This is a genomic window from Sporobacter termitidis DSM 10068, assembly GCF_900130065.1.
Classification (GTDB): domain Bacteria; phylum Bacillota; class Clostridia; order Oscillospirales; family Oscillospiraceae; genus Sporobacter; species Sporobacter termitidis.
On sequence record NZ_FQXV01000018.1, the window covers coordinates 23,012 to 41,140 of the forward strand.

At 52.2% G+C, this 18,129-nt stretch carries 18 protein-coding genes; 9 read left to right on the forward strand and 9 right to left on the reverse strand.

Annotated features, from left to right (window positions below):
- The first annotated feature begins 103 nt into the window (after nt 1-103).
- Nucleotides 104-1,258, forward strand: a complete 1,155-nt coding sequence (locus BUB60_RS17950; RefSeq protein WP_073082439.1) for a YibE/F family protein — start codon at nt 104-106, stop codon at nt 1,256-1,258.
- A 15-nt stretch (nt 1,259-1,273) separates the two neighbouring features.
- Here BUB60_RS17950 and BUB60_RS17955 read toward each other — a convergent pair whose 3' ends face one another.
- Entirely contained in the window at nt 1,274-1,735 is a 462-nt protein-coding gene (locus BUB60_RS17955; RefSeq protein ID WP_073082443.1) for a GreA/GreB family elongation factor, read from the reverse strand.
- 413 nt (nt 1,736-2,148) lie between these two features.
- Here BUB60_RS17955 and BUB60_RS17960 point away from each other — a divergent pair, with 413 nt between their 5' ends.
- Nucleotides 2,149-4,137: an acyltransferase family protein gene (locus BUB60_RS17960; protein ID WP_073082448.1), complete on the forward strand. Its 1,989-nt coding sequence runs from the start codon at nt 2,149-2,151 to the stop codon at nt 4,135-4,137.
- 126 nt (nt 4,138-4,263) lie between these two features.
- Here BUB60_RS17960 and ligD read toward each other — a convergent pair whose 3' ends face one another.
- Entirely contained in the window at nt 4,264-6,699 is a 2,436-nt protein-coding gene (ligD, locus tag BUB60_RS17965; protein ID WP_073082452.1) for a DNA ligase D, read from the reverse strand.
- A gap of 97 nt (nt 6,700-6,796) precedes the next feature.
- Here ligD and ku point away from each other — a divergent pair, with 97 nt between their 5' ends.
- On the forward strand, nt 6,797-7,618 hold the full coding sequence (gene ku / locus BUB60_RS17970) for a non-homologous end joining protein Ku (protein WP_073082454.1): 822 nt from the start codon (nt 6,797-6,799) through the stop codon (nt 7,616-7,618).
- Between the two features lie 19 nt (nt 7,619-7,637).
- On the opposite strand, the gene BUB60_RS17975 is transcribed toward ku, so the two are convergent.
- Both BUB60_RS17975 and BUB60_RS17980 read right to left on the reverse strand, forming a co-directional pair.
- The gene (locus BUB60_RS17975; protein WP_073082458.1) at nt 7,638-7,958 is read right to left on the reverse strand and encodes a hypothetical protein; all 321 of its coding nucleotides are present in this window, start codon (nt 7,956-7,958) and stop codon (nt 7,638-7,640) included.
- A 1-nt stretch (nt 7,959) separates the two neighbouring features.
- Entirely contained in the window at nt 7,960-8,259 is a 300-nt protein-coding gene (locus BUB60_RS17980) for a DUF2089 family protein (protein ID WP_073082463.1), read from the reverse strand.
- A gap of 211 nt (nt 8,260-8,470) precedes the next feature.
- Between BUB60_RS17980 and BUB60_RS17985 the strand changes: the two genes are divergently transcribed.
- Entirely contained in the window at nt 8,471-8,911 is a 441-nt protein-coding gene (locus BUB60_RS17985) for a lipocalin-like domain-containing protein (protein ID WP_073082467.1), read from the forward strand.
- A gap of 57 nt (nt 8,912-8,968) precedes the next feature.
- Here the strand turns inward: BUB60_RS17985 and BUB60_RS17990 are convergent, their stop codons facing one another.
- Nucleotides 8,969-9,502, reverse strand: coding sequence for a cysteine hydrolase family protein (locus BUB60_RS17990; RefSeq protein WP_073082471.1), 534 nt, complete (start codon nt 9,500-9,502; stop codon nt 8,969-8,971).
- 150 nt (nt 9,503-9,652) lie between these two features.
- Here BUB60_RS17990 and BUB60_RS17995 point away from each other — a divergent pair, with 150 nt between their 5' ends.
- Nucleotides 9,653-10,978, forward strand: a complete 1,326-nt coding sequence (locus BUB60_RS17995; protein ID WP_073082474.1) for a right-handed parallel beta-helix repeat-containing protein — start codon at nt 9,653-9,655, stop codon at nt 10,976-10,978.
- A gap of 17 nt (nt 10,979-10,995) precedes the next feature.
- On the opposite strand, the gene BUB60_RS18000 is transcribed toward BUB60_RS17995, so the two are convergent.
- The gene (locus BUB60_RS18000) at nt 10,996-11,463 is read right to left on the reverse strand and encodes a hypothetical protein (protein WP_073082478.1); all 468 of its coding nucleotides are present in this window, start codon (nt 11,461-11,463) and stop codon (nt 10,996-10,998) included.
- Nucleotides 11,464-11,690: 227 nt separating this feature from the next.
- Nucleotides 11,691-12,497 carry a hypothetical protein gene (locus BUB60_RS18005; RefSeq protein ID WP_073082482.1) on the reverse strand — a complete coding sequence of 269 codons (807 nt, stop codon included), beginning with the start codon at nt 12,495-12,497 and terminating at the stop codon, nt 11,691-11,693.
- 321 nt (nt 12,498-12,818) lie between these two features.
- Here BUB60_RS18005 and BUB60_RS18010 point away from each other — a divergent pair, with 321 nt between their 5' ends.
- Nucleotides 12,819-14,333: a B12-binding domain-containing radical SAM protein gene (locus BUB60_RS18010; RefSeq protein ID WP_073082486.1), complete on the forward strand. Its 1,515-nt coding sequence runs from the start codon at nt 12,819-12,821 to the stop codon at nt 14,331-14,333.
- A gap of 152 nt (nt 14,334-14,485) precedes the next feature.
- Here BUB60_RS18010 and BUB60_RS18015 read toward each other — a convergent pair whose 3' ends face one another.
- Nucleotides 14,486-14,917 carry a hypothetical protein gene (locus BUB60_RS18015; protein WP_073082490.1) on the reverse strand — a complete coding sequence of 144 codons (432 nt, stop codon included), beginning with the start codon at nt 14,915-14,917 and terminating at the stop codon, nt 14,486-14,488.
- A gap of 253 nt (nt 14,918-15,170) precedes the next feature.
- On the opposite strand from BUB60_RS18015, the gene BUB60_RS18020 reads away from it, so the two are divergent.
- From BUB60_RS18020 to BUB60_RS18025, 3 genes are all read left to right on the forward strand, one after another.
- Nucleotides 15,171-15,896 (forward strand): hypothetical protein, encoded by a 726-nt coding sequence (locus BUB60_RS18020; protein WP_143162411.1) that lies wholly within the window; start codon nt 15,171-15,173, stop codon nt 15,894-15,896.
- A gap of 87 nt (nt 15,897-15,983) precedes the next feature.
- Nucleotides 15,984-16,571 carry a matrixin family metalloprotease gene (locus BUB60_RS19920; protein WP_143162412.1) on the forward strand — a complete coding sequence of 196 codons (588 nt, stop codon included), beginning with the start codon at nt 15,984-15,986 and terminating at the stop codon, nt 16,569-16,571.
- 154 nt (nt 16,572-16,725) lie between these two features.
- Nucleotides 16,726-17,289 carry an ATP-binding protein gene (locus BUB60_RS18025; protein WP_143162413.1) on the forward strand — a complete coding sequence of 188 codons (564 nt, stop codon included), beginning with the start codon at nt 16,726-16,728 and terminating at the stop codon, nt 17,287-17,289.
- A 26-nt stretch (nt 17,290-17,315) separates the two neighbouring features.
- Here BUB60_RS18025 and BUB60_RS18030 read toward each other — a convergent pair whose 3' ends face one another.
- Nucleotides 17,316-17,939, reverse strand: coding sequence for a hypothetical protein (locus tag BUB60_RS18030; RefSeq protein WP_073082503.1), 624 nt, complete (start codon nt 17,937-17,939; stop codon nt 17,316-17,318).
- Between the last annotated feature and the right edge of the window lie 190 nt (nt 17,940-18,129).

The following is an 18,129-nucleotide window of genomic DNA, read 5'->3' on the forward strand; positions in this document are numbered from 1 at the left end:
AGCATCAGAAACCGGGCCGAACGCCCGGTTTCTGAAGATTCTCCGGCCATTTGACGGCGCCTCAGGATGGCAATTTTTTATTTCAGAAAGAAGTGAAAACCGCGTGCGAAAGAAAGTCAAGCCGCTGATACGCTGGGGAATACCGGCGCTGTGCCTCGTGCTGCTGGCCATTTTTGTCGTCCGGCTCAATCAGATGGAAAAGACCCCGCTGGTGTCCCGGGCCGGCCAGACGTTTGAAAAGGGCGTCGTCACCCAGATACTGCAGGACAACCTCCAGCCGGACGGCAGCCGGGTAGGGGAGCAGACCGTAAAGGTCAGGATGCTGACGGGCGCGCTGAAGGGGCGGGAGGTCACAACCACCAGCGCGTCGGGCTATCTGTTCGGCGCGGCGTGCAGGGTGGGGCTGAAGGTCGTGGTCATCCAGAGCGTGGCCGGGGATTCCTCCGTCACGACGGTTTACTCCCAAAGCAGGGAGGCGGCCATCTATATTTTCGCGGGGGTGTACCTGGTGGTGCTGTGCCTGGTGGGCGGCCGGCAGGGCCTCCGGGGCGCGCTGGGTCTTGTCTTTACGGGGCTTTGCATCATGTTCGTCTATCTGCCGCTGGTTTACCGGGGGTATTCGCCCTTCTGGATATCGGTGCTGATCTGCGTGGCGACGACGGTGGTGACGCTGTATCTGATTGGCGGGCCCGGGCTGAAAACGCTGGCCGCCGTGGCCGGCACCATCACCGGCATCGTGATTGCCGGGATCGCCGCCACGGCTTTTTCCGCCGTTACCGGTGTAACGGGCTGGAACGTCTCGGACATAGAAAGCCTGATGACGCTCTGGAACACCAACGGCGTCCAGGTGGGGGGCCTGCTGTTCTCGGGGCTTTTGATTTCCAGCATGGGCGCGGTGATGGACGTGGCGATGTCCATCAGCAGCGCCATGTGCGAGCTGACCGCCCATAACCCCGCCATATCCCGCGGGGCGCTGTTCAAGGCGGGCATGAACGTGGGCCGCGATATGCTGGGCACCGACAGCAACACGCTCATCCTGGCCTTCGCCGGCGCCAGCGTGTCGATGCTGCTCCTGGACTACGCCTACGACCTGCCGTACCTGCAGATCATCAATTCCAACAACATTGGCATTGCCATCATGCAGGGCCTCTCCGGCAGCTTCGGCATCGTCCTCAGCGCCCCCGCCACGGTCCTGCTGGCCACGCTGCTGTTCAAAAGGCAAAAAACGCCGCCGGTCGGTGAGGGACCGGCGGAATAAGGGGCGGCCGGACTCTCATGTTATTTCGTATTCAATGCTTAAGTCGTCGTCAAATCGGATGGACTTGATGATATAAGTAATTTTGCCCACGGGTATCGTGAATTCCACCGTATCTCCGACCTTCCTGAATAACAGGGCCCTGCCGATGGGAGATGAAAATGTCACGTCATTGCCCTCCAATTCAAAGACCTTTGAGTTGACGATATGGTATTCGATAAGCTCGTCGCAGGATGTGTCGTAGACCTCGACGCTGCAGTTGATGATGACAAAAGGAACGCCGATCTCCTGGCCTGCCTGGGCCATATGCTTCAGAAGCTCGCTGAGCCTTCCGGCGTAATCGCTGAGGCTTTCTGTTTCCTTGACCACATCGGCGCTGTGGACATTGCGGTCCACCCGGGCGGTTATGTTCGCGATATCCGTGAGCTGCCTGTTCAATTTCTCGAACAGGGGGTCCTTCAGTGAAGCGCAATTTGTCATTTTCCAAAAACCTCCATTTTGTTGCATTTTATTGAAAATCCTTATAACAGCACAAAAGTGCCCCGCCAGAACAGCGAAACACCATATTAAATCTAAGTTTAACATATAAAAAATAATTGTCAACCTGTTCCAGCTGCCGCATTGAAGCCCGCAGTAAATCCCGCCGTGAGGCGGGATTTTTTGTATCACTGATGGCAGGACGGGTTCGGCCATCATATAATGGGTAGCCGGGGGCCGGGGGCGTTAATTCAGGCCGGCGGCAGGCGCCGGGTAAAGCTTTTCCAAAGAAAAATTTGGATATTTAAAATTTTTGCAAAAGAAGGCTTTTTTTTTGGAAAAATGTCGATTAAAATTAGTGGGAAAGAATAACGCCGCGACTTGCGTGAGCGGTTTACATAAAAGGGAAATATCTCATGAGATACAATACAATTCAAAAGCGTTCTTATATGCCCGGACTGGATGGGCTCCGGGCCTTGGCCGTGGTCGCGGTCATCGGATATCATTTGGGACTGCCGTTTTTGCCCGGCGGTTTTCTGGGCGTGACGCTGTTTTTCGCGCTGTCCGGTTATCTGATCACGGATATTTTGATGTCGGAATGGGCGCGGGAGTCAAAAATCAGCCTGAAAAACTTTTTTATCCGGCGCGGTAAAAGGCTCCTGCCGGCTGTTATTTTCCTTCTGCTGTGCGTTTCGGCGTACGTTTCGCTCTTTCGCCCCGATCTTTTATCGAACCTGAAATCCGCGTTTCTGCCGGCCTTGTTTTTTTTCAGCAACTGGTGGTATATATTCAACGGTACGCCGTATTTCGCCTCGTTTGCCACCCCCTCGCTGCTGACCCACTTCTGGTCTCTGGCCGTTGAGGCGCAGTTTTACCTTATCTGGCCGCTCCTGCTGATCGCCGGGCAGCGGTTCATCAAAAAGAAGTGGCTGATGATTGCGCTCACGGCGCTGGCCGCCGCCGCGTCGGCCGTTTTGATGGCGGTGCTGTTTCAGCCGGGGGTCGATCCCAGCAGGATTTATTACGGCACCGACACCCGCGTCTTCTCCCTGCTGCTGGGCGCCTGTCTGGCGCTGGCCTGCCCGAGCCGGAAAATCATGGAGGCCGGGCGAAGCAGGACCGCGCGCATTGTCCTCGACGTTGCGGGCTTTGCCGCCTTGCTGGGCATTTTGTTTGCCGTGATTTACTTCACGCAGTACGACGATATACTTTATCGCGGCGGGATGTTTCTGTTTTCTGTCGTTTCTCTGCTGCTGATCGCCGCTGCCGCGACGCCGTCGACGATTATCGGCAAATTCTTCAGCATAAAGCCGCTAAGATTTATAGGGAACATATCCTACGGCATCTACTTGTGGCAATTCCCCGTGATCGTGATTTCGAACACCGTTTTCGGGTCGGATAGGGTGAATGTGCCGCTGAGTATCTGCCAGGTTGCCGCGACGGTCTTGTTGGCGGCGTTCTCCTATTACGCCGTTGAGCGGCCGATCCGCAAAAACCGCATCGACGATTTGCTGAGGAATGATATTTACATGAAGATACTGCATGCGCGCTGGTGGAAAAAAACGGCGGGAGCGCTGGCGGTCGCCCTGGTGGTCGTCGCTGGCGTCGGCCTGCTCTATGCCCGCCCGGTGGACAACCGCGACGAGGAATTGAGCGCCCTGCCCTCGGAGCTCCACATGGACCCCTCGAACGATCCGGATACCGCGCCGCCGCCGGCAGACACCTCAACGGCGCCGCCGTCCGCCGAGGTGTCGCCGTCGGCTCCGGCGACCCCGGACGACAGCCCGGACATGAGCCCGACACCGCCGGGGGTCAAGCCGTCGGATAAGCCGTCGCCCCCGCCGTCTCCGGAAGGCACGGACCCCGCGCAAAGCCCCAGCCCGCCGCCCGCCGCTTCCCCGACGGACAGCGCGCCCATCGTATCAAGCGACTTAAGCGTGACCTTGATCGGCGACTCCATCGGCATCGACGTGGCGCCGTACTTAAAAAAGTATTATCCCAATATGATTGCCGAGGCAAAGGTGGGCCGGCAGTTCTATGAGGCCAAAAAGGTGATCACCGAATTAATCCAGAACGACCAGCTGGCCCCAACCGTCATCATCGAGCTGGGGTCCAACGGCACGGTGAAAGAATCCAGTCTGCGCGATATCATCGACCTGATCGGCAGCGACAGAAAGATCGTTTTTGTCAACACCCAGGTGCCGAAATCCTGGTGTACGGCCGTGAACAGCACGCTGTCCAAGGTTTCGGAGGAGTACGCCAATACGGTCGTCGCGGACTGGTACGGCGCCAGCGTGAACAAAAGCGAGTATTTTTATAAGGACGACGTCCATCCGAATAAAGCCGGCTCCCTCGTCCTGGCAAAGGTGATTTCCGATGCCATCGAAAACCTCCATAATATGTAGTGAGCCTAAAGCCGCCTGTTTCAGAAACAGGCGGCTTTATCCGACAAGGGGCTGCACGCAGCGCGCTCAGCCGCGCGCTGCATGAGAAAAGTCACTCCGGAGGCGCATGTCCTCCTGCGTGACTTTTTATTTCAGCCGCTGGACGGTCTGGAAAAAATTCTGCCACGGGTCGCTGCGCCCAATTCTTTTGAGCGCGTCTCCCATGGTGACGCCGTCGGGGGCCACCGTGTCGAGCTCTTCCCAGGCGATGGGCATGGAGACCTTGGCTCCTTTCCGCGCCCGGATGGCGTAGGGGGCGATGCTGGTGGCGCCGCGGCCGTTCCGGATCCAGTCGATAAAGATTCTGTTTTTCCGCTTGTCTTTTCTGACGTTGCTGGTGTAGCGGTCCGGCCACTGCTGTTCCATGGCCTCGGCGGTGTGCCGGGCAAAATCGTGAAACGCGTCCCACTGGACGGATGGCTGGAAGGGGACGACCACATGATAGCCCTTGCCGCCGCTGGTCTTGAGATAGGAAGTCAGCGAAAGCTGGTCCAGCAGGCTCCTGAGGTCTCGCACGCCCTGGCGCACGCGGTCAAGCGCCATGCCCTCGTCCGGGTCCAGGTCAAACACCATGATGTCCGGCTTTTCCAGCATGTCTACGCGGCTGCCCCAAGTGTGGAATTCCAGCGTGCCCATCTGAGCCTCGAAAAGAAGTCCGGCGGCGTTCTCGATATAAAAGTACTCTTCCGTCTCCCCGCCGCTGGTGAGGATGGGAATGGTGACGATGCCCTTATTGTCGGGGCCGGGGTGCTTTTTGTAAAAGCAGGACTGGGATATGCCCTTGGGGCAGCGCACAATGCTGAGAATCCTTTGGCTCACATAGGGCAGCATGCGCGCCGCCACGGCGGCGTAGTACCGGACCACGTCCTCCTTTGTGACAACGGGGTCCTCAAACAGGACCTTGCCGGGGCTGGAGATTCTGACGCCGTCGATCGTGATGCTGTCGCCGCTTGCTTTCATTGATTTTTCCGCCTCCCTCGCGGGCGGCTGCGCCGCGTCGTCCGCGTCTTCCTTTTTTATATCCACGGGGTCCTTGTCCGCGCGCAGGCCCTTGAAGCTGGCCTGCCTTAACAGGTTGTCCTTGGTCCATTCGGCGAATTTTATTTCCGCCACAAGCCGGGGCTCGAGCCAGGTGACCTTCTCGTTTTTTCTGGGCGCCGGCGCCTCTTTAAAGGGTGGCGTCTCCCTTTGGAGGCTTTGAAACTTTTCCTCGAGCTCCGTCATGCTGCGCCCGGTCAGGCCTGTTCCGGCCCGGCCGGCAAAAATGAACTCCGTCCCCTCATAGACGCCGAGGAGGAGCGCGCTGACGCCGCTTGTTTTTTTATCCGTCAGCGTATATCCGCCGATGACGAACTCCTGCCGCGTATCGCACTTGAGCTTGATCCAGTCGCCGTTTCTCGTCCCGCTGTAGACGGAATCGGCCTTTTTGCCCACGATCCCCTCCAGCCCCGCCTGACAGGCGGCGCCAAAGCTCTCCTTGCCGCCGCCTCTGACGTGGGAGCTGTAATACAGGCTTTTCGGCGCGCCGGCCATCAGGGTCTCCAGCGTTTCCTTCCGCTCGGTCAGGGGGCGGCCTCGCAGGTCGGTCCCGTCCAGCGCCAAAAGGTCGAAGACGATATAGGTGAGGTTTTTGCCCTGGGGATTTTTCATGTAGTTTTGTAGGGCCTGAAAATCCGTCCTGCCCGCCGCGTCGGTGATCGCCATTTCCCCGTCCAGCACCATGGCCCTGCCGCCGGCCCAGTCCGCCAGAGCATCGGCGGCGGGCTGGAACCGCCCCGTATCGTCGTTGCCGTTTCTGGTGACGAGGCGGACGCTGCCGCCTTCCAGATACGCCAGGATTCTGTAGCCGTCGTATTTCAGCTCATAGAGCCAGTCCTCGCCCTCGGGGGCCGTTTTAACGAGCTTTGCCAGCTGCACGCCGGTTTTGTCAAAGGGGTTTTTCGCGACCTTATCCGCCGCACCCGCCTCGATTTCCGCCATGGTGCGGCCGGTCCTGACGCTGGTGGCAAAGGCGGAAATCCCGTCGCCGGTCTGGGTGTACGCATCCTTTTCCTTGAGAAGAAGCCAGTTGCTTTTTGTCTCGCCCGGCTTCGCCTTCATGCGGACCAGGGCCCATTTCCCTTTGAGCCGCTTTCCGTACAGCACAAACTTCAGCGCGCCCGTGCGCAGCCCCTCGTCCATGTCCGTCTGGGACTCCCAGGTGCCCTCGTCCCAGAGCATCACCGCACCGCCGCCGTATTCGCCCTTGGGGATCGTCCCCTCAAAATTCCTGTACTCCAGGGGATGGTCCTCCACCTGAACGGCAAGGCGCTTGTCGCGGGTGTCGTAGGAGGGACCCTTGGGCACCGCCCAGCTTAAAAGAGCGCCGTTCCATTCCAGCCGGAAGTCGTAGTGATCCCGGCGGGCCATATGGTGCTGGACGACAAACCGCAGGCACTCTTCGGGCTGCTCGGCGTTGCCCTCCGGCTCCCCGGTTTTTTCAAAATTCCTTTTCCGGTTGTATTCTTCCAGTTTCGCAGGCATTGTCTCACGACCTTTTTGAGATACTCGGCAGCATCATTATTAATAAGCCCAATTTTTTGCGGATTATTAGGGCACAATATTACCGGAGGTGCGTTTTATGCCGGTAGCACATCGAACAGTAATTTCCTTCGGACTTGTGGCGATCCCCGTCTCCTTGTACACGGCCACGCAGGACAATGATATTCATTTCAATCAGCTGCACAAGGACGACCAGGGCCGCGTGCGGTACAAAAAGACCTGCGCCCATTGCGGAAAAGAGCTCAAGAGCGAGGATATCATCAAGGGCTACGAGTACGACAAGGACCGCTATGTGGTCATAGCCGACGAGGAAATAGAGAAGATCAAAACCGAAAAGGACAAATCGATCCAGATCCTGCACTTTGCGCAGTTAAATCAGATATCGCCGGTCTATTATGACAAGACATACCAGGCCGTCCCGGATACGGGCGGGGAGCGGGCCTTTGAGCTTTTGCGCTCCGCGCTGATGAAGGAGCAGAAAATCGCCATCGGCAAGACCGTCATGGGCACCAAGGACACGCTGATGGCGATCATCCCCCGGGAAAACGGCGTGCTGATCTCGACCATGTTTTATCAGGACGATATCAAGGAGCTGCAAAAGTCCTACCAGATACCGGAGCCGACGGAGCAGGAGCTGAAAATGGCCCAGGTGCTGATAGGCTCCATGGACACGCCCTTTGACCCGGCCCAGTACAAGGACGAATACCAGGGCAAGCTCAAGGAGCTGGTGGAATCGAAGATATCCGGAAAAGAGATCGTTGCCGCCAAGCCTGAGCAGGCCGGCAACGTCATCAACCTGATGGATGCCCTGAAAGCCAGCATCGACAAGCAGAACGCGGGCAAGGAAACCCCCGAGGACAAGCCCCCTGCGAAACGGACAAGCAGAAAGAAAGGCGCGTAACAGCGCCTTTTTTTCTGCTTTATCCCAGATCTTGAATGTTCATTTTCTCAACCTGCGCTCTTTTCTTTCTTTGTTCTCTGCAGGCAAAATATATCGCCAGCAGGATCGCGGTGGGGATGTTCGAGAGAAGGAGCGTTGTAACGATCAATAACGCTGTTTCCCATGGGCTGCCCGTATACATAATATTTCCCACCACGATAAGCAGCGAAAAAGCAAAGATGATAAGCGGCATAATCAGGCCCAGCCATTTGCTTGCTTTTTTTGACAGGAACAGCTGAAGCCATATGATGCCGGCCGTCACTGGAAGTCCAATGAATAATATAATGATAAGATTGCGCATTTTATTTGTCCTTCCTTGCCTTTTTATATTCGGATATCAATATTTTCGCCGTGTCAAAATCAAGCTTTTCATTGATTGCAAGGCGCTTGATCAGGGCGATGTACGGTTCGTTTGCGGCATCGTCGCCGATTTGGATTTTTTGTATCAGCTTATCGAGCCGCAGGCGCACCGTCGGGTAAGTAACGCCGTACTGATGGGCAATTTCCTTCAGTGAGCCCGACGCCGTAATAAATTTTTTAATAAACGACATATCCTCGTCGTCGAGATTTGCCATCCATTCAGGAATTACGTCTACTGACATGATCGGACCTCCGCTGCTTAATTATATTAAATATAAAGTGCAATATTATTAAAGTCAATATTAAATATAATTATAATTTAAAATAATCTCTTTTCTGTAATAGCCCGGTGGTATAAAATGAAAAATTGCCCGGGGGTCTTGCGGAAACGCCGATTTTCTGGATAATATAAGTAGCCAATTACAAGAAATGCGTCATTAGGAGGACGAACTCATGCTGAAGGAAAAACTGCTCGGTACGTGGAAGCTGGCCTCGTTTACGGGGACGGATGAGGACGGCGGGACCGTCCACATCATGGGAGAGGACGCGACCGGGTTCATCTGCTATTCGCAGGACGGGTGGGTGTCCGTCCAGATACTGCGAGCAAACAGGCCGCGCTACAGCGTCCCGGACACGGAGCTCGGCACCGACGAGCAGACACTGGCCGCCGCCCGAGGCATGTTCGCGTACGCCGGGCGCTTTACCGTCGACGAGGAAAATCAGATCGTCTATCACGCGCTTGAGTTCAGCCTTATCCCGAACTGGATCGGCAGCACCCAAAAGCGCTACGTCCGCTTCGAGGACGACGGGGCCCTCGTCCTGACCGCCGACCCCGTGCGCATCGGCAAGGACGGCAAGCGCCGCCACACCGCCCTGCGCTGGGTCAGAGGCTAAAGCAAATATAACGAGAGCCGGTCATTTCATTCTGACCGGCTCTCGTTACGGGAATAATTAATCATTGATTTCGGAAATCGTTTGCTCCATGGGAATGACCCGGGCATAGCGGTTGTTCCATATCCTATCCTCGTAGTATTCCGACAAAGCTTTTCCGCTGGCAAACGCGCTATCAAACGTCGTCGCCGCGGCCCGCGGCACCGTTACATTGTATCCGTATTCAAAAGCCACCTTGCAGGAAGCGTCGATGCAATATTCCGTCTGCATGCCGCACAGGATAATATTTTTCGCGGGGAGCGTTTTGAGATAGTCATGCAGCCCCGTATTGCGGAAAGCGCTGTTGTATTGCTTTTCAAAAATCTTTTCGCCGGGCATGGGCGCGAGCGCACTCCAGATTTCCCACCCTTTGCCGCCGTGCTCCAGCGCGTCGCCGGCGCCGCCGTCGTGCTGAACATGGATGACCGGAATCTTTTTTGCCCTGCAGGCCCCCAGTAAGTTCTTTATATTTTCAATAACGGCAGCTTCGTTATAGGGATGCTCCTCGATAAGAGCCGTTTGCATATCTATCACGATCAGCGCGTCATAGTTCATTTTTGCCCCTCATTTCCATAGCACATGATAGATATATTTTACCACATAAATGCAAGTTTGCGGGCCATGGTGTTGACAACGGCGGAGTGTACATATTAGAATAATTTATAACAATTGGCATTGCCTGTATTTTGATAGGGGGTATTTTACATGAAAAAGCGCTTTGCCGCGGTCGTTTTGGCCGCTTTGATCACGGTGCTGGCAGGGCAGATGAACGCGTTGGCCGCGCCGTCTGTCACGTTGTCTCAGCAGGGCCTTGTCGCCGACGGCAGGACGATAGCCTGTGAGTTGTATGCTATCGACGGCTCTAATTATATCCGCCTGCGCGATTTGGCGTATATCCTGAACGGAACGGGTTCCCAGTTCAGCGTAGACTGGGATGGCGCGACGAATACGGTAGCTATCAATACGGGAGACCTCTACAAAGCAAACGGCAGCGAGCTTACAGCGCCGGGCCCGGATAATTCTTCGACGGCTGCCGTGAGCAGCCAAAAGATTCAGCTTGACGGGGAAACCGTGACGGGCCTCACGGTATATAATATCGAGGGCAGCAACTATTTCAAGATACGGGAGCTGGGTGACGCCCTCGGGTTCGGTGTGGACTATGACGCCGCGGCAAATGCGGTGATTATCCAAAGCAAAAGCATGACCACTATAGATGTCTCCACGGCCGCGGAATTGCTGAACGCCATCGGGCCCAACAGGAAAATAAGCCTGTCTGCCGGTACATATGATTTATCCTCGGTAAACATCTCCGCCGTAAAAAATAATTATGTCTCGTGGGAGACGGTGTACGACGGCACACAGGTCGTCATCACCGGCGTCAAAAACCTCACGATTTCCGGCGCCGCCGGGGCGGAAGCCACAACCGTCGTTGTTAAGCCGCGCTACGCCAATGTTTTAAACTTCTCCGACTGCGCCAATATCACACTAAACGGCCTGACGGTCGGGCATACGGAAGAGCCCGGCTACTGCACGGGCGGCGTCCTGCATTTTTCCGATTCGAAAGATATCGGCGTTGAAGCCTGCGTGCTGTACGGCAGCGGTACATATGGCATCATTATGGATAAAGTCACCGGCTTGACCGTGAGCGATACCGATATCAAGGAATGTACGTATGGCATCATGACGGCCAGCGAATCCTCGTCGTTGTCCTTTAATAACAGCAATTTCTATGACTGCGTGGAATTCACAATGATAACACTGGATAATTGCGATAACGTCGCTTTCAATACCTGCTCGATAAAAAACAACACCTCCGACACCGGATGGGACAGCCTGGTTTCCCTCTCCGCCTGTGACACCGTGACCTTTAACGGCTGCACGATCTCCGGCAACAGAATGACGTCCTTCCTTAAGGTCTTCAACAGCAACGCCGTTTCATTTAAGGACAATACGATTCAGGATAATACCTTTGCCGCCGGAATCTTCGCGGAAGGCTCCGAAACGAACGTCAGCTTTTCTCCGGCGCTGTAAGAGCCCTGATGCCGTTGTCATTGTAATCTGCCGTACTGCCTCAGCATCACCCGGTAATAAGCGTAAATGCATATAAGAAACAAAAAGTAACCGATAGTGGAATAAAGCGCGATATTCCACCCGTGATAAAATACGATACCCAGAGGCCTTGCGATAAATAGCTCGAATAATGTGCTGAGTGCCGTCCATGCAAAGATATAAGCGATAACCCTTTTAATAGTTTTCGGAAGGAATTTAATAAAAATAAATCCCCACGCGGGAACGATGAATAAATTTGCCCAAAAGCTATACCAGCCTCTGTATTCGTCGCGGCCCCAATTGTATAGCCCGAATTGCTTGCAGAGGAGCATGTCGCAGGCCAAGGCAAGCGCGGCTGCCATAATTATGATTTGAACGTCGATAAATCGAAGCTTTTTGACTGCGATGATCAGCCCTGTCATCAGGACGACCACCGCAAAGAAAAGCCAGAAGCGGATATCCCACATAATAAGTACCTTTTCCGCGTGATGCCTCATCAGGCAAGCATGACGCAAATGCATCTGCAGACTTGATTATAGCCGGTATCATTCGATTTTAGAATCCGAAGCCTTAACCTGGGTTTGTCCTCGGACTTTGGTAGTAAGGGCTTGATGAAAGCGCCGCAATAAACAAAAGGGCCGCCACATCTTGCAATGTGGCGGCCCTTTTCATGGCCGGCGACCTCAGAGGAGCCTCAGCTTTTCTGAAACTCCGCGTCGATGTTCTTTTGCGAAAACTCATGCCAGGGAGCGTCCTGCTTTGCATCCTGCTTTTTGGAGAAAGAATTAAATTCATCTTCGGTAACAGACTTATTATCAACGTAATAGGCTGTGGACGCGCTGTTGTTGACGTCTCCGTCTACATATCCTGTCTTATCAATTTTGTTATCGCCGGCTGCCTCAAAGCTTAATTTTCCGTATCCCCAGTTAGACGCCGAGTTTGACCAGCTGAACGTGCCGTCCGCTTTCAGCTGTCCCAGCTGTCTGATACCATAAAGGTATCCCTTGACGCTATCTTTATCGTAGTGCAGCACTTCAAAAAATTCCCCGGCCTGTAATTCTATAACGACCTCAGGTACTTTGTCGCCGTCCATATCGAGTATTGCAAAGCGCTCCGGTTTAAAAACGATGCCGTAAATCTCTTTGTTTGCCAGGAAATCATCAAAAAGAACATTTTTTTTGCTTTCAGTACTGTAAAACTCGGATTTATTCTCCAAAACGGCCTTATAGGCGCCTAAAGCTGCGCTCACGCCGTCAGACGACGACGGATTGTTCGTCGCCGCGGGGGACTGCTCGTCCCCTGACGGTGCGGCCGCCGACGGGCTGGCCGGCGTTAAAAAGGATACTGACGGCGTGGGGTCGGGTGAAGCCGTTTCGGCATTTGAAGCGCCTGTATTTTCCGGTGTCGGCGTTATTTTTGAATCAGCTCCTGCGGCACTGTTGCTGCAGCCTGCTATTGACAGTAAGGCAAAGACAAGAAGGAGTAATGCTGCTTTTTTCATTGGTAACCTCCAATAAAGAATATCTCAATTTGGATATTTTATCATATGTGAGGTCCTAAGTCCAATAAATCGGGTGAAGCGCGGAGCCCGGAAATATGAACGCGGCATATTATGAAGCAGACAAAATGGGCAGACTGTTAAAGAGTGTGCTGAAAAAAGCCCTGCTCTAAGATTGAAAAAAGCTGTTGCATTTTGTGGATTCCAATATAGATAAATGTAAGCGTTTGCAGGGAAAGCTGAGGTTGCCGGGAACAACGGGACAGACTTCGACAGCATACGGCGCATAAAACGGTTTTGGATGCTGGAGGTTAACTGAAAGGTATGTCCTTGCATTTTTTGTTTGTGTATCCCGATTTTCTGGAGGAAACCAGGTACGTTCGGGGCATTCCCGGCAACTACAGCGAGGGTATCGCCTCCATTTCCGCAACGCTCAAGGGCGAAGGGCATCGCGTTTCGCTCTATCATCAGACATACATGCCGGGCAAGGCCGAGTTTCTCGCAAAAATCAAGGAATGGGGTCCCGACATCATCGGTTTTTCCCTCCGCACCACGATCATGGACTGCGCCTCGGCGATGCTCGGCTGGCTCGACGAGGCGCTGCCGGACATCCCCGTGATCGCGGGCGGATACCATCCCACGCTCGCGCCCGAGGAAGTCATCGCGCTCCCCGGCGTGGACATCGTCAGCCGCGGCGAGGGGGAATTCCCTCTGCGCGATTTGATAAACGGCTACGACAGGACGGGGAAATTCAATACCGGGGAGCTCGGCTTCTGGTTCAAACAGCCGGACGGCACGGTGCTCCGGAACGCTATGCGCCCATATCCGCGCGATTTGGACGAACTGCCGTTTCCGGACCTCAGCCTGTTCGATTACCGGAATCTCAAGAGCAACCGCGTGAGCACCGCGGAGGTCATCGTCTCACGCGGATGCCTGTATGCCTGCACCTATTGCGCCAACGCGAATATACGCAACGCGTATGAGGATAAAAAAAATTACGCGCGCTTCCGCTCGCCGGAGAATGCGGTCCGGCTCCTCGAGCGCGTGAAGCAAAACGACCCGAATATCAAATACCTGAATTTCAACGACGCGATTCTGAATATGTTCCCCGAGTGGTTCTATCCGTTCATGAAGCTTTATAAGGCGCGCGTAAACCTCAAGTTTACCTGCAACCTCCGTTTTGACCACATAGACGAGGAGATGTGCCGCGTCCTTGCCGACTGCGGCTGTTACCTCGTCACCATCGGGCTTGAGAACGGCAACGAGGAATTTCGCCAAAAATACCTGCACCGCAGCATGAACAACGAGCATATCGTCAAGGTGTCGCAGTGGCTGCGGGAGGCGGGCGTCACCGTGTACACGTATAACATCATCGGGCTGCCTTATGAAACGCTGGCCCTGACGCTGGAAACCGTCAAGCTCAACGCGAGGCTGCGGGCGGACAGTGAAATTGTGAGCTTCTTCTACCCCTATCCCGCGACGGCCCTGCGCGATATTTCCGTGGCGGGCGGGTTTTTGGACCCCGGCGTGCCGCTGAGCGGCAAGGTGCACCTGCGCATGCCGGACTATCCCCGCCGGGATATTATCTACGCGCGGTACAGCTTCCACCGGTTGGTCAGGGCGTATCGCAAAATCTACTCGGACCCCGACCCCGGGAAAGCAGCGAGGAAGGAAGCGGCGCTCGACAGGCGTATCTTAAGCCCTGTGCACCCGCGCGGTTTTATCGGCGCGTTCCGTTCCGTGAGCCACCACACAATCGTCGGCTTAAAGCGCTTCAGCGCGCGCTGCGCCCCGGCCGTGTACAAAAAGCTGCGGCAGCTGAAATATAAGATGAAGTAAAAACAGGCGCGACTGACGGAAGCAGCCCGCTGGAGCCCGGCGAAACAAAAGACCGGCGACAAAGGTCGGAGTGATATAAAGATGGTAGACACGCTTTTTGTGTCTACCATCTTTATACCTCTTCAAGCTGGGCGGCCCAAAATTGCACCACGTTAAAGGTATTTTTTGCATTCTTCGATGTTGCTCTGTTCAAAGCTTAACAGACGGTTGGCCAGATCCAGCACTTCAGGATCAGCGGTCGATGTGTAATCATTGATTTTCTTTGTGATGTCTATAATGCCCGTTGTACTGCCCTTAATAAGGATTTCCGAGATGTGCGACGGCTTTGCGTTTGCTAACGTGTTGAGGTTGATTGAAATATACACTGCAAGTTTATCAAAGGGGTTGACATTCATAGCTTCCTTATTGCGGGAACTCAGCTTTTGCTCGGATATACTGTTAATCATGTTGTACTCGTTGTATTGTGATTGCAGTAGGGATTTAAAATCGTTATCCTTTGTTATGCCGATAAGCTGATTGAGCATATTTTTACCCATTTCTGAATTCACGTGGATATACGTCAAAAGCTCACTGTTTGTATCCATGACAAAACACCTCTGCATTATTATGCCCCGATATTTCGCAATAATCGGGTATAGCCTTTCACTTGTCGCGCTGATGGTCAGCGGCATGTTTTCTTTTTTATTTTACAATAAATTTTAATTTTTCGACAATTTTTAACACGCATAACAAACGATTTTGGTATAATTTTGTAAAGTTAGAAGAAAGAGGTGAGTCCAATGTGGAATTTAAAAATAATCTATTAAATATGTTTTTTGAATAAAGGGTGGGGCTAATATGAAACAAGTCGCATCTTTTGTGGTACTCTTAGTGATATTATTTAGTGTCACCGGATGCAAACCCTTAAATGGTAATTCCTCAATTTCTCCGGATCAGATTCCCGGAACTATCGCTGGGATCGACAGGACTGTAGAAATAGTTTCATATGATATTTCTGGCAAAGAGGTCGTAATGACTGGAGTTGGTCGGGCAGACTTTGATAAGTATTACCCAAACGCGGTTAGCCTTACTGAAGATACAGATAGCATTATCGTTGCTGAAACGATTGCGGTGCATTATTCTCATATGCAAGGCTTCGCGGTTACTTATTATGATGTGCTTGTTGAAGAATCTTGGAAAGGCGAAATTGGCATTGGTGACACGCTAACCGTAATGCAGCCAAGCGGTTATGTTCGCGGTGACATTTTTTCGGAACAGCGCGGTCTATGGGGTGAAGAGCCGCTTACTGCAGATCAACTGGTTAAAGAACTCGTTTACGGAGAGCCGCTGCCCGAAGTTGGCGAGCGTTATATTCTGTTTCTGACAGAATGGAACGAGCCTGAGTTAAAAAACATCTATTGTACTGTAGGCGAATTTATGGGACGGTATGTTATTGAAAACGGAAATGTTAGCAGGTACAAGCCTGAGGATAATCCGGACATATACAACGTTCCAGGGTATACTGCAGATCCTGAAACATTGGATGGGTTACGTTTGGCAGTTGCAGACACCTTGAAAATATAACCCTGCTTTTTTCAAAGCAGCAGCGCAAATTATCTGCTGGGTCAAGTAAAATATAAGCTTATAGGGTTTAAAGGAGATGTTAATGCAATGAAAAAAAGAACCATATCACTACTACTGACACTCGCAATGACAGTTGTTATTTTTACAGGCTTGGGCGGAAATGCCGAGGCCAATTACTATCCCAACAATTATAAAAATATTTTTGGGCTCAACAACAGACAATATGTGATAGGCGCATCGGCCTCATCGTATCCAAGGTATCTCACAGCGATCAGCACTGCCGTTAATGCTTGGAACGCAGCGAGTAAAGTACAGCTCTATGCCAGCGGTTCAGGATCGTCTGCAGTTGTGTTTTCGGTCAGCAGCCTCGTATCGTTAAGCGAACGAGGACAAACCATATTTTATACTATAGATGGATCGCCAATGACCACTCCAACGTCAAGCTGGTCGTATGCAGAGGTAAGAATATCACAAGCCCTGCTCAATTCCATGACAGAACCAGCAACTGAATTAGCAGCAACTGTCATGCATGAAATGGGGCACGCATTTGGCCTTACCCATGCAGTTGCTTCAATAGGTCAAGTCTCAATAATGCTGCCGTATGCTGATAGGCGAGGTTACGTTACAACAGTACTAGATGGGGATCTGGATGATGTTGATAACCTATACCCGTAATTCGTAGCTTGCAACAAGCCCGGAGAGGACTAACAATCCTCTCCGGGTTAGTTTTTTTACTGCATTTCAGGGGCTTTTCTACGGCCTGTTTCACATCAACTTAAAGACTAAAGATATACCAGATTTTTCCGATATATGATATTGTAATTAAACAATGGCGAATGCTTTAGCATCAATATTGAAAGTGGGTAACGATATGGGCCTTTCATCAATAAATAATCTCAGCAGAACGGAACGCTGGAGTTCCAACAACGCGTCCAGTGTAGTATCCCCAAACTGGAATCAAATCCCGCATAAAGGAATGACGACATTATCGCAAGATGAAATAAAAAGCCTTGTAAAGGATTATGCTGTTCAATTTGAGAATGCCGCAAGTGAACAGGAAAAAGACAGGATATGGGGACAAGTTCAAAACCTGTTTATTCAATATGTATCCTCTGTATCGCCGGATAGGAAATCTCTTTACGAGCAAGCCATAAAAACAATAAAGCAAAATGCGGGAGATAAACAAAAATCAGATATCAGCGAATGGAAGACCCTTGTCGATCTTTTGAATGAGCATGACGGTTCTGGAAAAGGTATGAGGTTCGACAAGGCATACTCCATGGCCGGCGGCGGAACAGTAACCGCAGTCCGAGTCACAGGCGGCGGCGCAATTTTCCAAGTTGACTATCAAGGTCAAACAGTGCTGAGCATACCCAGTGATACTGCCAATTGAACCGGTAAATATGTCGGCAGGGCAAGTCACAGGCTGTTAATTGCAATACTTTCAATGACAGCGCCTGCTGACATTAAAGCAAAGCCAATGATCGATACAAGTATTTCGTCTTTTTTCAGATGAATATCCGTGATTTTCTGTATTGTGGTATTTTTTCCACTGGTCAATACTGTAGAGATGTGAGCAAGGGAACAGGTGATGAGCAGCTGCCCCATCATTTCCCAGAGTCCGGCCCTATGTACAAGATCGAAAGTGCGGGTAATTCTGTTAAGAAACGGGATCGCCTCGCCTCCCAAAGAAAAAGACCAGGTTCCGACCACAATTCCATTTATACAAATTTGTGCAAAAAGAACCAAATAGCCAATCGACAGATAATTTGCATCCGATTCTTTTTTCTTGCCAAAAAGGCTGGCAAACGCAATCATGAGCACCGAAAGCATGTTATAGAAGAATATCTGCATGGTAAGGATGACCGTGTTATCCGAGGTTTCCCAGTTCTGAAGAGGATTCTTGTTTTTCAAAATCCCTTCCGGCAACAGAAAATAGCTTATGGTCATGATACCAAAAAACAGGATGATAAACAGCAATATGGTAAAAGACAGCCGTTCCTTTAAACTATTACTGCTGAGCTTCTGACGCAAATAGGACATAGTGCAAATCTCCTTTAAATATATAAAGTCTACATCTCCTTTTGATATTTTCTCACCGTGAGATTTTTCAAACCATCATCCCTCCTTAAAACGGAAAGTAAACTTTCCGTTTTAAGGATACCACAAACAGGAGCCTATGTAAAGCATGCTTTCCATAACGTGTGTCTACGCCCGTATTAAGGGACCTGCC

Coding starts and splice junctions, on each gene's coding strand:
- BUB60_RS17980 (WP_073082463.1), bottom strand. CDS start 8,259: ATGTCAGTAGACGTAATTCCTGAATGGATGGCAAATCTCGACGACGAG.
- BUB60_RS17960 (WP_073082448.1), top strand. CDS start 2,149: ATGAGATACAATACAATTCAAAAGCGTTCTTATATGCCCGGACTGGAT.
- BUB60_RS17995 (WP_073082474.1), top strand. CDS start 9,653: ATGAAAAAGCGCTTTGCCGCGGTCGTTTTGGCCGCTTTGATCACGGTG.
- BUB60_RS18025 (WP_143162413.1), top strand. CDS start 16,726: ATGGCGAATGCTTTAGCATCAATATTGAAAGTGGGTAACGATATGGGC.
- BUB60_RS17975 (WP_073082458.1), bottom strand. CDS start 7,958: ATGCGCAATCTTATCATTATATTATTCATTGGACTTCCAGTGACGGCC.
- BUB60_RS19920 (WP_143162412.1), top strand. CDS start 15,984: ATGAAAAAAAGAACCATATCACTACTACTGACACTCGCAATGACAGTT.
- BUB60_RS18020 (WP_143162411.1), top strand. CDS start 15,171: ATGAAACAAGTCGCATCTTTTGTGGTACTCTTAGTGATATTATTTAGT.
- BUB60_RS18005 (WP_073082482.1), bottom strand. CDS start 12,497: ATGAAAAAAGCAGCATTACTCCTTCTTGTCTTTGCCTTACTGTCAATA.
- BUB60_RS18010 (WP_073082486.1), top strand. CDS start 12,819: ATGTCCTTGCATTTTTTGTTTGTGTATCCCGATTTTCTGGAGGAAACC.
- BUB60_RS18000 (WP_073082478.1), bottom strand. CDS start 11,463: ATGTGGGATATCCGCTTCTGGCTTTTCTTTGCGGTGGTCGTCCTGATG.
- BUB60_RS17985 (WP_073082467.1), top strand. CDS start 8,471: ATGCTGAAGGAAAAACTGCTCGGTACGTGGAAGCTGGCCTCGTTTACG.
- BUB60_RS17955 (WP_073082443.1), bottom strand. CDS start 1,735: ATGACAAATTGCGCTTCACTGAAGGACCCCCTGTTCGAGAAATTGAAC.
- BUB60_RS18015 (WP_073082490.1), bottom strand. CDS start 14,917: ATGGATACAAACAGTGAGCTTTTGACGTATATCCACGTGAATTCAGAA.
- ku (WP_073082454.1), top strand. CDS start 6,797: ATGCCGGTAGCACATCGAACAGTAATTTCCTTCGGACTTGTGGCGATC.
- ligD (WP_073082452.1), bottom strand. CDS start 6,699: ATGCCTGCGAAACTGGAAGAATACAACCGGAAAAGGAATTTTGAAAAA.
- BUB60_RS17990 (WP_073082471.1), bottom strand. CDS start 9,502: ATGAACTATGACGCGCTGATCGTGATAGATATGCAAACGGCTCTTATC.
- BUB60_RS18030 (WP_073082503.1), bottom strand. CDS start 17,939: ATGTCCTATTTGCGTCAGAAGCTCAGCAGTAATAGTTTAAAGGAACGG.